Annotated in this window: 17 protein-coding genes; all 17 read left to right on the forward strand. The window is 36.2% G+C overall.

The window, feature by feature from the left end:
* Window positions 1–145 precede the first annotated feature (145 nt).
* The 17 genes from V0410_RS18555 (at window position 146) to V0410_RS18635 (ending at window position 13,493) form a co-directional block, all read left to right on the forward strand.
* On the forward strand, window positions 146–1,462 hold the full coding sequence (locus tag V0410_RS18555; RefSeq protein WP_330745190.1) for a phenylacetate--CoA ligase family protein: 1,317 nt from the start codon (window positions 146–148) through the stop codon (window positions 1,460–1,462).
* A 48-nt stretch (window positions 1,463–1,510) separates the two neighbouring features.
* Entirely contained in the window at window positions 1,511–1,849 is a 339-nt protein-coding gene (locus V0410_RS18560) for a hypothetical protein (RefSeq protein ID WP_330745191.1), read from the forward strand.
* Between the two features lie 62 nt (window positions 1,850–1,911).
* A complete protein-coding gene (locus V0410_RS18565; protein WP_330745192.1) occupies window positions 1,912–2,997 on the forward strand; it encodes a 2Fe-2S iron-sulfur cluster-binding protein in 1,086 nt (361 codons plus the stop codon).
* A gap of 85 nt (window positions 2,998–3,082) precedes the next feature.
* Window positions 3,083–4,021 carry a 1,2-phenylacetyl-CoA epoxidase subunit PaaA gene (gene paaA, locus V0410_RS18570; protein WP_110010672.1) on the forward strand — a complete coding sequence of 313 codons (939 nt, stop codon included), beginning with the start codon at window positions 3,083–3,085 and terminating at the stop codon, window positions 4,019–4,021.
* A 111-nt stretch (window positions 4,022–4,132) separates the two neighbouring features.
* Window positions 4,133–4,414, forward strand: coding sequence for a 1,2-phenylacetyl-CoA epoxidase subunit PaaB (gene paaB / locus V0410_RS18575; protein WP_002981782.1), 282 nt, complete (start codon window positions 4,133–4,135; stop codon window positions 4,412–4,414).
* Window positions 4,415–4,515: 101 nt separating this feature from the next.
* Complete coding sequence (gene paaC, locus V0410_RS18580; protein WP_330745193.1) at window positions 4,516–5,265, forward strand: 1,2-phenylacetyl-CoA epoxidase subunit PaaC; 750 nt, start codon at window positions 4,516–4,518, stop codon at window positions 5,263–5,265.
* Window positions 5,266–5,271: 6 nt separating this feature from the next.
* Window positions 5,272–6,081: an alpha/beta hydrolase gene (locus V0410_RS18585; RefSeq protein ID WP_330745194.1), complete on the forward strand. Its 810-nt coding sequence runs from the start codon at window positions 5,272–5,274 to the stop codon at window positions 6,079–6,081.
* A gap of 3 nt (window positions 6,082–6,084) precedes the next feature.
* On the forward strand, window positions 6,085–6,549 hold the full coding sequence (gene paaD, locus V0410_RS18590; RefSeq protein ID WP_330745195.1) for a 1,2-phenylacetyl-CoA epoxidase subunit PaaD: 465 nt from the start codon (window positions 6,085–6,087) through the stop codon (window positions 6,547–6,549).
* A gap of 142 nt (window positions 6,550–6,691) precedes the next feature.
* Window positions 6,692–7,492, forward strand: coding sequence for an enoyl-CoA hydratase/isomerase family protein (locus V0410_RS18595; protein ID WP_330745196.1), 801 nt, complete (start codon window positions 6,692–6,694; stop codon window positions 7,490–7,492).
* 106 nt (window positions 7,493–7,598) lie between these two features.
* Window positions 7,599–8,732 (forward strand): 3-hydroxyacyl-CoA dehydrogenase NAD-binding domain-containing protein, encoded by a 1,134-nt coding sequence (locus V0410_RS18600; RefSeq protein WP_330745197.1) that lies wholly within the window; start codon window positions 7,599–7,601, stop codon window positions 8,730–8,732.
* 1 nt (window position 8,733) lies between these two features.
* A complete protein-coding gene (locus V0410_RS18605; protein WP_312994795.1) occupies window positions 8,734–9,201 on the forward strand; it encodes a DUF3021 family protein in 468 nt (155 codons plus the stop codon).
* Window positions 9,202–9,212: 11 nt separating this feature from the next.
* A complete protein-coding gene (locus V0410_RS18610) occupies window positions 9,213–9,521 on the forward strand; it encodes a hypothetical protein (protein WP_330745198.1) in 309 nt (102 codons plus the stop codon).
* A 9-nt stretch (window positions 9,522–9,530) separates the two neighbouring features.
* Entirely contained in the window at window positions 9,531–9,944 is a 414-nt protein-coding gene (locus tag V0410_RS18615; protein WP_253316436.1) for a PaaI family thioesterase, read from the forward strand.
* A gap of 89 nt (window positions 9,945–10,033) precedes the next feature.
* Window positions 10,034–11,239 (forward strand): 3-oxoadipyl-CoA thiolase, encoded by a 1,206-nt coding sequence (pcaF, locus tag V0410_RS18620; protein ID WP_330745199.1) that lies wholly within the window; start codon window positions 10,034–10,036, stop codon window positions 11,237–11,239.
* A 102-nt stretch (window positions 11,240–11,341) separates the two neighbouring features.
* Entirely contained in the window at window positions 11,342–11,935 is a 594-nt protein-coding gene (locus V0410_RS18625; RefSeq protein WP_227943485.1) for an acyltransferase, read from the forward strand.
* A gap of 93 nt (window positions 11,936–12,028) precedes the next feature.
* Window positions 12,029–12,607 (forward strand): transposase, encoded by a 579-nt coding sequence (locus V0410_RS18630; RefSeq protein ID WP_330745200.1) that lies wholly within the window; start codon window positions 12,029–12,031, stop codon window positions 12,605–12,607.
* 58 nt (window positions 12,608–12,665) lie between these two features.
* Complete coding sequence (locus V0410_RS18635) at window positions 12,666–13,493, forward strand: alpha/beta hydrolase (protein ID WP_330745201.1); 828 nt, start codon at window positions 12,666–12,668, stop codon at window positions 13,491–13,493.
* Window positions 13,494–13,594: the final 101 nt, after the last annotated feature.

A 13,594-nucleotide genomic window follows, 5' to 3' on the forward strand; every position in this document is an offset into this window, starting at 1 on the left:
ACTTCGTTCCGCTCAGAATGACATTGGACATAATTTTAACTACTTTTCTTATTTAGAATCATTCAAAATATGACAAAAGTCATAAAAATTTTGCCAGCTTCCGAAATCTTTTTAATTTTACACCTAACAAATGTTAGTTAGTTTTATGGATTTTTCAGTTGAATATCTGGAGCTGGGTCAGTTGAGACAGCTTCAATCCGACCGGTTGATCAGCCTGATCAGCTATTTGGAAGAGAAGTCGGAATTTTATAAAAAGAAATTTGATGAACTTCAAATATCCCCTCAGGATATAAGGTCGATTGAGGATATCACGAAACTTCCTATTACTTACAAGCAGGATTTAAGAGATAACTATCCGTTCGGATTATTTACGGTTCCTAAAAATGAGCTTCAGCGGATTCACTGCTCAAGCGGAACGACAGGAAAACCGACTGTGGTAGGATATACAAAAGAAGATGTAGACCTTTTCAGTGAAGTGGTGGCAAGATCTTTACATGCTGCAGGAGCAAGAACAGGAATGCAGTTACATAATGCCTATGGTTATGGGATTTTTACAGGAGGATTAGGTCTTCATTACGGAGCCGAAATGCTGGGAATGAGTGTTCTTCCTATTTCAGGGGGAATGACGGCAAGACAGGTAGATCTTATTGTAGATTTTAAACCGGAAGTCATCTGCTGTTCTCCTTCATATGCTTTAACGATTGCAGATGAATTTGCAAAAAGAGGAATATCAGCAGATGAAATCAGTCTTAAATATGCCGTATTAGGTTCAGAGCCATGGACGGAGATTATCAGAGGCCACATTGAAGAAAGATTAGGCGTTCATGCAACCAATATCTATGGATTAAGCGAAATTATCGGTCCCGGAGTTTCCATGGAGGATTTCGAAGAGAAGGGAGGAGCTTATATCTGGGAAGATCATTTTTATCCCGAGATTTTAGATCCTGTTACGAAACAGCCGGTTCCTTTTGGAGAAGAAGGGGTTTTAGTGATTACTACTTTAACAAAAAAAGCAATGCCGCTTTTACGTTATTGGACGAATGACATTACAAGCCTTTACTACGATGAAAACGCCAAAAGAACCATGGTGAAGATGAAACCGATTGTAGGCAGAGCAGATGATATGCTCATCGTAAGAGGGGTAAACGTATACCCAAGCCAGATTGAAGATGCTTTTTCTTATGTGAAAGGAGTGGTTCCCAATTACTATTTAACACCTGTAGAAAAAGAGCACATGTGTATTGCTTTGGATATTGATGTTGAAATAGATGATGAATTGGTAAAGTCTCAGAAAATGGAAGCCAATACCGATGATTATTTTAATTTTGTCGGAAACTTTGGGAAAAACATTGAAAACGAAATAAAAAAGAGGGTGGGAATCACAACAAAAGTGAAAGTTCATGCTCAGGACAGCCTGCCGAAGTGCGAAGGCGGAAAAATTAACAGGATTCTGAAGAAATAAAACTCCAGGAGAGCCGGTAAAGAATCCTGTAAATATTGACTCAACATTATGAAAAATAAAATTATAGAAATTTTACAGTATACTTTAAAGAAAGGTACAGGAGAAGAATTTCACCAGATTATGAAGGAAATCAGCGTCCCTTTGCACATTCATAATGGAATTGATGTAGTTTCTTATGGAAACTCTCTTCATGATTCAGACTGTTATTATTTGATTCGCTCTTTTGATGATGAGGAATCAATGGCGACTGCTTTAGAGAAGTTCTATTCCGGTAGTGATTGGAAAAACGGTCCGAGGGAAGATATTATCGGCAGAATTGAGGAGAGTATGAAATCGGTATTGGCAGTCTCACAGGGGGAAATAGCGAAATTAGGAAAAGGAATCTAAAAGTAGATATATTGGCTGTTTCAATGAAATAGCTCAATTTGAAAAAAGAATACTAAAAAATAATGAATTCATTTTATAAACTTAAAACAGTTAAAGTTCAGAAAGATACTTCCGAAGCAGTGAATGTGGCGGTAGAAATCCCTGAGGAACTGAAAGACAAGTTCAGGTTTAAACAGGGACAGTATCTGAATTTCCGAATGATGATCAACGGAAATGAAGAAAGACGTTCTTACTCTATTTGTAATGCTCCAAGTGAAAAAGGCAATACGCTGGAAGTATTGGTGAAATTGTTGGAGGGTGGAAAGGTATCTGGCTATTTCAATGAGCATCTTCATATGGATGAGGTTTTGGAAGTAATGCCTCCTATGGGTGGTTTTAATACCTCTTACCATCCAAGCAATGTAAAAACTTACGTTGGTTTGGCTGCAGGTAGCGGAATTACACCTGTATTATCCAATATTAAAGAAAGTCTTTATCAGGAACCTAACAGTAATGCTTATCTGTTCTACAGTAACAGAAGCATGAATCATGTTTTAAGAAAAGCAGAGATCGATAAACTGGTTGAACACTTCAATGGCAGGCTTAAAGTGGTTTATTTAGTAAGCCGTGAGAAACATGAAGATCCGGTTTTTGAAGGAAGGATTTCATCAGAAAAATTAGAACAGCTGTTTGAAAGATATACAGATATTGATGTAAAAGAAGCTACTTACTTTATTTGTGGTCCGTCAGAAATGATCAAAGGGATTGCAGATTATCTGAAAAAAGATAAAAAAGTACCTGCTATTCAGGTATTATTTGAATATTTCACTGCTCCGGATGAAGAAAATACGGAGGAAATGAGTGATGAATTCAAGGCGATTGCCAATATTGAAAGTATGGTAACGGTCATCATTGATGATGATGAATATTCGTTCCATCTTAATTCTAAAAAAGAGAGTATCTTAGATAAAGCATTGAAAGACAATCTTCCTGTACCTTTTGCATGTAAAGGAGGTGTTTGTTGTACGTGTAAAGCACAGGTTTTGGAAGGAGAAGTTTTCATGGAGAAAAACTATGCGCTTACCGAAGAAGAAGTAGCCAGAGGCTATGTTCTTACCTGCCAATGTCACCCTACAACCAATGTGGTGATGCTTAATTATGATGTTTAAAAATTAATGTAACAATATAACAATTTACCAATATAACAATCATTGGTACATTGCTATACTAATACATTGTTAAATTGAAAAAATTATGGACTTAGAAAAATTTGTTCAATACGTTCACGAAGAAAATAAAGTAGAACCAAAAGATGTAATGCCTGATGATTACAGGAAATTATTGGTTCGTCAGATTTCACAGCACGCCCATTCCGAAATTGTAGGAATGCTGCCGGAAGCTAACTGGATTTCCAGAGCACCTTCATTGAGAAGAAAAATGGCGCTTTTAGCGAAAGTTCAGGATGAGGCTGGTCACGGCCTGTATCTTTATTCTGCTACTGAAACGTTAGGAGACGGAAGCATCAGAGCAGACAGAGATGCTACTTATGATGATATGCTGGAAGGAAAAGCAAAATATTCAAGTATTTTCAACTATCCTACCCTAAGTTGGGCAGATATCGGTGCCATCGGTTGGTTAGTAGATGGTGCGGCTATTATGAACCAGGTAATGCTGATGGGGAATTCTTACGGTCCTTATTCAAGAGCGATGGTGAAAATCTGTAAGGAAGAATCTTTCCACCAAAGACAAGGATATGAAATTCTTATGGCATTGTGCCGTGGAACAAAACAACAGAAAGAAATGGCTCAGGCTTCGTTAAACCGTTTCTGGTGGCCGGCTCTGATGATGTTCGGACCTAATGATGACAGTTCACCCAACTCTAAAATCTCTATGAACTACAGAGTAAAAAGAGAAAGTAACGACAGTCTTCGTCAGAGATTTATCGATGTTACCGTTTCTCAGGCTGAGTTCCTTGGATTAACTATTCCGGATAAAGATCTGAAATGGAACGAGGAAAGACAGCATTATGATTTCGGAGAACTTCCCTGGGATGAATTCATGGAAATCTTAAAAGGAAACGGACCTTGCAACAAAAAGCGTATCGAGACAAAAAGAAAAGCGCAAAGAGAGAATGCTTGGGTAAAAGAAGCAGCGGCGGCTTTTGCGGAGAAACAACAAAAAGAAGTAATATAATAATGTAACAATATACCAATGTAGAAATGTAACAATCATTGTCATGCTGAGCTTGTCGAAGCATTTCATTGTTAAACTGGTACATTGATACATTGTTAAATTAATTTGACTATGGCAAATTTAGATATGTGGGAAGTGTTTATTCAGACTAAACCGGGATTATCTCACAAACACGTTGGAATTGTACAGGCACCAACAGCAGAAATGGCTTTGCAGAACGCAAGAGACGTTTATACAAGAAGAAAAGAAGGAACTTCAGTTTGGGTTGTTCCAAGTAAATATATTGTGACTTCAGAAGGAGTGGATAAAGAAGCTTTCTTTGATCCGGCTGATGATAAACTATACCGTCATCCAACTTTCTACGAGATTCCTAACGACGTAAAAAATATGTAATAAGACTTTTGAGATAATAGACAGATAGATAAAAGACCTTAAGGTTTACTTGTCTATTTTCTATCCATCTATCATCTATCTGTCTTCAAATTGATAAAACAATGAACCCATTATATAATTATTTATTAAAACTAGCAGACGACAGTTTCATTATGGGACAGCGTTTGTCTGCGTGGTGCGGTGAAGGTCCTTACCTGGAGGAAGATATTGCATTGACGAATATTGCGTTGGATGAACTGGGACAAGCGAATAACTTTTACGTTTACGCTTCGAGAGTAATTGATAACGGTAAAAGTGAAGATGATATCGCATTTTTAAGATATGAGCATGAATATGTGAATGCCCATTGGGTAGAACTTCCCAACGAAGATTATGCGCAGACTATTCTTAAAGTATATGTATTGTCCGTATATCAGAAACTGATGTATGAGGCTTTATCAAATTCTGCTAACGAAGAACTGGCTGCCATTGCTCAAAAATCATTGAAAGAAGTAAGATATCACTATACTCATGCTGCATCATGGATGAAAATCTTTGCTCAGGGAACAGAAGAAAGTAAGTCCCGTCTGGTAAAAGCTATAGAAAATATCTGGAAATATACGAAAGGTCTTTTTGCTAAAACAGAAGGTGAAGATGATCTTGTTGCCTTGAATATTGCTCCCAATTCAGATGCGCTTTATAAAGAATTTCTTGCGATTACCCAGAAAGATTTTACAGATTTTGGTTTAGAATATCCGGGAAATCCTTTCATGCAGCCAAAATCAAGAACAGGATACCATACAGAGTATTTCGGATATATCCTTTGTGAGCTTCAGTATATGCAGAGAGCATATCCGGGGTGTACATGGTAAGAAGTCATGAAGAAATTGCTTCTGGGAATATTGGCTTTTTTTCTTGCGGTCTATATGATATTATGTATTGGTCTTTATTTCTATCAGGAGAAAATTATTTTTTATCCGGAAAAACTACCGGAAAATTACAAATTTAAATTTGATAATGATTTTGAAGAAGTAACGATCAGAACAAAAGATAATAAGAATTTAAATGCTGTATTATTTAAAGCACAAAACCCAAAAGGAGTCATCTTTTATCTTCATGGAAACGGAGGGTCAATAAAAGGCTGGGGAGAAGTAGCTCCATTATATCGAAGTATGAACTATGATACGTTTATACTTGATTACAGAGGATACGGAAAAAGTGAAGATAAAATTAACAGTAAAGACCAGCTTTTTTCGGATGTTGAGAATGCTTACAAAGAGCTTTTAAAACGATATCCTGAAAATAGAATTATTATTTTGGGATATTCTGTAGGAACAGGCTTAGCGGCAAAATTAGCTTCAGAGCATCATGCAAAACTGCTTATTTTACAGGCACCTTATTACAGTATAGAAGATGAAATGAGCCAGAAATTTTCATTTCTTCCGAGATTTTTACTGAAATATAATTTTGAGACCAGCAAATATTTAAAAGCCGTTGCATTGCCAGTAGTTATTTTTCATGGTAATAAAGATGAGGTTATTAACTATAAAGCATCTTTAAAACTTAAAAATAATTTTAAAAAAGGAGATAGCCTGATTATTTTAAAAGATCAATATCACAACGGCATAACAGATAATTTAGATTATCAGAAAGCAATGAAAATAATCCTTGATTCTGATGAAAAATAAAATATGAATCAGCTTTTAGATTTATTAAAAACCATTCCTGATCCGGAAATTCCAGTCATTGATATTGTGGAATTAGGAATTGTAAGAGATGCACAGATTACGGGTAAAAATACCTGTGAAGTGACCATTACGCCAACTTATTCTGCTTGTCCTGCCATGTTTACCATTGAGGAGGATATTATCAAAATGATGAAAGAAAACGGATGGGATGCAAAAGTAGTCACCAAAATGTTTCCGATCTGGACAACAGACTGGCTAACGGATGAAGCGAGAGAAAAACTCCGTGCTTACGGAATTACACCTCCTGAAAAAGGAGCAGACGAACACCACATCGGCAAACCGAAAAAATGTCCGCGCTGTGGTTCTGTGCATACCAAGCAGATCAGCAGATTCGGGTCAACTTTGTGTAAGGCCTCTTATCAATGCTTAGACTGTCTGGAGCCATTTGATTATTTTAAATGTCATTGATGAATAATCAACCCATACACAACAAATTTTACGGCTATGCAAAGCATAACGAAGGAATTGTTAGAATGTTAAATTATTAGACCGTTACATTGATTTATATTGTTAAATTAGTGCGTTGTTAAATAATAAATTAATAAAAACTATGTATACACAACTTGATATTGAAACGCATTTTGACGGGAAGCTTAAAATCGCATATCTTAATCAACCGGACACGATGAACGCCCTTACAAAACCGGCGTTATCTGATCTTAGAGACTTTGTAAAAGAATGCAGTGAAGATGAAACCGTAAGATGTGTCGCTATTTCCGGAAGGGGAAGAGCATTCTGCTCAGGTCAGAATCTGGACGAAGCTTTTGTAGTAGGCAAAGAACACCATGATCATGATATCATCAGAAAAATTGTGGTAGACTATTACAATCCATTAGTAATGGAAGTTACCCGTTGCAAAAAACCGGTTATTGCTTTGGTAAACGGTCCTGCAGTAGGAGCTGGAGCAATGCTGGCTTTAATCTCTGACTTCGTTTTAGCGAACGAGAAAGCATATTTTGCTCAGGCATTTTCAAATATCGGTTTGATTCCGGATACCGGAGGAACGTACTTCTTACCGAAACTTCTAGGTAGACAATTGGCTAATTATTTAGCATTTACAGGTAAAAAATTATCTGCCGAAGAATCTAAATCTTATGGTCTGGTAGCAGAAGTTTTCAGTGAAGAAGAATTTGTTCCGAAATCTATGGAAATTCTTGAAAGAATGGCAAACATGCCGACAGCAGCCATCAAGCTTACGAAAAAAGCATTTGCTAATTCTTATAACAACACATTGAAAGAACAGCTTGAGCTGGAAGGTGATCTTCAGCAGGAAGCTGCAGAAACAGAAGACTTCATCGAAGGTATAAACGCCTTCTTACAGAAAAGAAAACCTAATTATAAAGGAAAATAAGAACTAATATAACAATGTACCAATGTAGCAGTTTATCAATGAGATGCTTCGACAAGCTCAGCATGACAATGATTGTTACATTGTTACATTGATACACTGTTACATTATGAAATATGTAGGAATTATCGGTGCCGGAACAATGGGAATCGGCATTGCACAAGTAGCCGCCACGAACGGATGTAAAGTATGGGTTTACGATGCCAACGCAAAACAAGTAGAAACGGCAACGGTAGGTCTGGAAAAAACACTCACCAAATTGGTGGATAAACAAAAAATTTCGGCAGAGAAAATGACTGAAATTTTAGCTAATATTTCCATTGCTACAGAATTGAAAGATTTCAAAGATTGTGAGCTCATTATTGAAGCCATTATCGAAAACAAGGAAATCAAAACCAAAGTGTTTACAGAACTTGAAAACTATGTTTCTGAAAGCTGTATTCTCAGTTCCAATACCTCATCTATTTCTATCACCTCTCTGGGGGCAGAACTTAAGAAGCCGGAGCGTTTCATCGGAATTCACTTTTTCAATCCGGCTCCATTGATGCCTTTAGTGGAAGTTATTCCATCCTTATTAACAGAAAAAACATTAGCAGAAAAAATCTACAACCTCATGAAAGAATGGGGGAAGACTCCTGTTATTGCTAAAGATATTCCCGGGTTTATCGTCAACAGAATTGCCAGACCTTACTATGGGGAAGCCCTTAGGATTGTTGAAGAAAATATCGCTACACCGGAACAGGTGGATGAAGCCATGAAAACGTTGGGGAATTTCAAAATGGGACCTTTCGAACTGATGGATCTTATCGGAGTTGATGTGAATTTTGCAGTAACAACTACTGTGTACAAAGATTATTTCTACGATCCGAAATACAAACCGTCTTTATTACAGCAAAGAATGTCTGAAGCCAAACTTCACGGCAGAAAAACAGGAAAAGGTTTCTACGATTACAGTGAAGGAGCAGAAAAACCTGTTGCTCAGAAAGACGATGCTTTATACCAGCAGATCTTTTTAAGAATCATTTCAATGCTGATCAATGAAGCTGTTGAAGCCAAAAGGTTAGGAGTTGCCAATGACGAAGATATCGAGCTGGCAATGCAAAAAGGCGTCAACTATCCGAAAGGATTATTAAGCTGGGGTAAAGAGATTGGATATACAAAGATCTCCGAAACCCTACAAAACCTTTACGAAGAATATCAGGAAGAAAGATATAGGCAAAGTCCTTTGTTGAAGAAAATGTAATATGAAATATTTTCCTGAAAGATATGATGAAATAAAATCTTTAAACTCTGTTGAAAAGATTTTATCAAATATAAATAGCAATAGTGAGAAAAGTTATTCCCTAACAATGAACCGCACTAGAAAATTTTTAAGAGGATATACGGAGAAAAATTTTTTTAAAGTAATAAGTGCCGAGGTACCATTGGGAGCTTTGTGTGTTTTTGAAGGTCAATTGTTTCAAAAGGAACATGAGACAATAATAAAGTTGAATTCAAAATTTCATAAAACTTTTAGAATAATGTTATTTGTTTGGGGTATTCTTCCAGTTTTTGCGATAATTGTTAATTGCTTTCAAACTGGAGTAATTGCATTAGCATTATTATTACCACTTGCTATGTTTTATACAATAATCTATTTCGTAATTAAATTTTATTTCAAAAGATCTTATGAAAATGGAATTAAAGATTTGAATAGGATTATTAATGAATAAATTAACTTATAATGAATATAGATGAATTCAGGGCAGAGCTGGAAACCAGGCTTCTAATTGAGAAACAGTATTTAACTCAGGAAGCATCCTCTGTTGACGAGCAGGAAAGACTTGAGTTACTGGGAAAGTTTAATGAAAAATATAAAGAGCTGATCAAAAGATTAGCCAACGAAAATGGAATTGATTTAAACGCATCCTATCCCTCTGAAAATTCATCAGATTCAGAAAATCTTTCATACGGGCAGATCATTCTGGGTAAAACAATGAACGTTTATGACAGATTATCAGATGAGCTGTATGAAGAAATAACAAACATATAATTAATAGAAATGAATCCAAGACAAGTAGCAGATTATATGTTCAATCAGGATTATTTTTCCCAGTGGATGAATATCAAGATGATTGAAGTAAAAGAAAATTACTGTTTAATTGAAATGCCAATCAAGAAGGACATGCTGAACGGACTGAAAACAGTTCATGGGGGAGTTACCTTTGCTTTTGCAGACTCTGCGCTGGCATTTTCTTCCAACAATACCGGAGATGCTGCCGTAGCATTGAACTGTATCATCAATTTTACCAAAGCCGGAAAAGAAGGTGATGTTTTCAGAGCAGAAAGTATCTTGGTAAATGATACGAGAAAAACAGCTGTTTATGACATTCAGATTACCAATCAAAACAAAGAACTGATTGCAAAATTTGTAGGAACAGTTTACAAAATAGGGAAAAAAGTAACAGAATTATAATAAGCAGTAAGCTTGGAGCAATAGGTAGTAAGCTTTTTTGAAGCTGACAGAGCCTACTGCATATAGCTTAAAGCCTAAAGCAAATAAAAATGAACAACGTATACATCATAGACTATGTCAGAACTCCCATCTCAAAACTACAGGGAGGATTATCAGAAGTAAGAGCCGATGACCTGGCTGCTATTGTGATTAAAGAAGTAGTAGCAAGAAACCCTGAAGTTCCTGTTGAGGAAATTGAGGATGTTATTTTCGGATGCGCTAATCAGGCGGGTGAGGATAATAGAAATGTTGCCAGAATGGGACTTTTACTGGCTGGCCTTCCTTATAAAATAGGTGGAGAAACTGTCAACAGACTATGTGCCTCAGGAATGTCTGCGGTAGCCAATGCATTCCGTTCTATTGCTGCAGGAGAAGGAGAAATCTATATTGCAGGAGGAGTAGAGCATATGACGCGTTCTCCTTATGTGATGTCAAAGCCAAGCGCCGCTTTTGGGAGGGATAGTCAGATGTTTGATACTACTTTCGGTTGGCGTTTCATCAATCCTAAAATGAAAGAAATGTACGGGGTTGACGGAATGGGGGAAACAGCTGAAAACTTAGCGGATATCCACAAGATCAACAGAGAAGATCAGGATAAATTTGCCCTTTGGTCTCAGCAGAAAGCAACTAAAGCTCAGGAAAGCGGAAGATTGGCAGAAGAAATTGTAAAAGTTGAAATTCCTCAGAGAAAAGGTGATCCAGTCGTTTTTGAAAAAGATGAATTTATTAAACCAACTTCATCGATGGAAGGATTGGCCAAACTTCGTCCCGCTTTCAGAAAAGAAGGAACGGTAACTGCCGGAAACGCCTCAGGAATGAATGACGGAGCCGCTGCTTTGATTTTAGCAAGTGAAGATGCGGTGAAAAAATATGGTTTAAAACCAAAGGCAAAAATTTTAGGATCTTCCGTAGCAGGTGTTGAACCAAGAATTATGGGAATCGGACCTGTAGAAGCTACCCAAAAGTTATTGAAAAGATTAAACCTTTCCCTGGAAGATATGGATATCATCGAATTAAACGAAGCATTTGCAGCACAGGCATTGGCTGTAACCCGAAGCTTAGGTTTAAAAGATGATGACGAAAGAATAAATCCTAACGGAGGTGCTATTGCCATCGGCCACCCACTTGGAGTTTCCGGGGCCAGAATCGTAGGTTCTGCAGCAATGGAACTTCAGAAGCAGGATAAAAAGTATGCATTGTGTACCCTTTGTATCGGTGTCGGACAAGGATATGCAATGGTCATTGAAAAAGTATAGCTTTTTAAATAATGTAACAATATAACAGTTATCAATGGTAACAATATTGAATCTATTGCTAGACTGTTATATTGCTAAATTGGTATATTAAATTAAAATTCTATGAACATCTACTCATACCACGGGATTCGTCCCATTATAAAACCTTCTGCTTACATTCATCCGCAGGCTGTCATTATCGGGAATGTAGAAATAGGTGAGGAAGTATATATTGGTCCTAATGCTGTCATTCGCGGTGACTGGGGGAAAATTATCATTAAAGACGGAGCCAATGTACAGGAAAACTGTACCCTTCATGTTTTCCCGAATATAGAAACGATCCTGGAAGAATCAGCACATATTGGACATGGCGCAATTATTCACTCAGGACATATCGGAAAAAACTGTCTGATTGGAATGAATTCCGTTGTAATGGACAAAGCTTATATTGGTGATGAAAGTATTGTAGGAGCATTGGCTTTTGTACCGGCTAATTTCAGATGTGAACCAAGAAAACTGGTGGTAGGAAGTCCTGCAAAAATTATCCGTGATGTTTCTGATGAAATGATTCACTGGAAAACAGAAGGAACAAAATTATATCAGGAGCTGGCAAGAGAAGGAAAAGAAGCTATTCTTCCTTGTGAGCCTTTTACAGAATATGTTCAGCAGATCCCAACCAAAGTTGTGGATTACAGTATCTGGGATGATATAAAATAAGTATAAATTATCTTGAATAATGGCTAATAATTAAACCCAACGGGTTTTAAAAACCCGTTGGGTTTAAAAATTTTAATACCAGATTTAAAAAGAATGATTAATACAGAAAATTTTGAATTTGAAGGCACCTATCACATTTTCTCTCATGTAAATGGGACTGAAGTTATTTTTCGTGAACCCTCAAATTATCAATTTTTTCTGGAAAAGATAGAAAAATATATTCTTCAGGTCGCTGATATTTATGCTTACTGTCTGTTACCTAATCATTTTCATTTGTTGTTAAGATTTAAGAATTTTGATGATGTGAATAGTGAAAATGAACATCAGTTTTTAATGAAGCATTTTGGTAATTTATTGAATGCTTATGCTAAAGCTTACAACAAAAAATATAATAGAAAAGGTGCTCTTTTTCTGAATGTGGTAAAACGAAAGAAAATATCTGATGAGAAATATTTATTGAAGGTTCTCCATTATATCCATAATAATCCGGTTAATCACGGATTTGTAAATAAAATTGATCAATGGAAGCATTCTTCGTATAATTCATATTTGAATCCTGAAAAAGAAAGTAAGTTGAATAGAAAGGAGATCATGCAGTATTTTGATTCGGTAGAAGTTTTTAGAGATTATCATAAGTCGACTATTGAATATAATTTTTTAAATTTTGAATAATTGCTAATAATCAAACCTAACGGGTTTCTAAAACCCGTTAGGTTTAACAAAAATAAATATGATTAAAAAAATTGCGTTTGCATGCAGCATAATGTTTGCGGTGGGGTGTACGTTATCAGCACAGACTGTTGCTACAAAACCGCTTACAATAGGAGAAGTAAGGACCATTAAGTCTAAAACCTTAAATGAAGACAGAACGCTGAATATTTATCTTCCACAGGGATATGATAAAACAAAATCATACCCGGTGATCTATTTATTGGATGGAAGTATGAACGAAGATTTTATTCACGTTACAGGACTAGTACAATTCTTTAATCAGATGTATTCCATGCCGGAAACCATTGTGGTGGGAGTTGCTAATGTAGACCGAAAAAGAGATTTTACCTTTCATACGGATTTAAAAGACTTACAGAAAGACTATCCTACAACAGGACATTCTGATAAGTTTATTGCATTCGTTGAAAAAGAATTAAAACCTTACGTGGAAAGCCAGTTCAAAACTACAGATAAATACCTTTTCGGTCAGTCTTTGGGAGGACTTTTGGCAACAGAAATCCTTTTAAAAAAGCCGGAAATGTTCAATAACTATTTTATCATCAGCCCAAGTTTGTGGTGGGATGAGGAAAGTCTTTTAAAACAGGCTCCACAACTGCTTTCAAAATCTGCGGATACTAAAAAATTCGTTTATGTTTCTGTAGGGAAAGGTGAACATCCGGTGATGGTAAAAGACGCAGAAGCTTTCTATGATGTTTTGAAAAAAGCAGGAAAGAAAAACTGGACATTGGAATATAAAATGATGGAAACAGACAATCACGCAACCATTCTTCACAGAAGTTTATATGAAGGATTGGTGAAAATGTTTCCCTATCAGGAACCGAAATAAAAATAAATGTAACAATATACCACTGTAAAAATGTAACAATAAATCCACAGCAAACAATTATTGGTAAACTGTTACACTTCTACATTTATAAATTAAATATT

Source organism: Chryseobacterium sp. CP-77 (assembly GCF_036362765.1).
Taxonomy (GTDB): domain Bacteria; phylum Bacteroidota; class Bacteroidia; order Flavobacteriales; family Weeksellaceae; genus Chryseobacterium; species Chryseobacterium cupriresistens.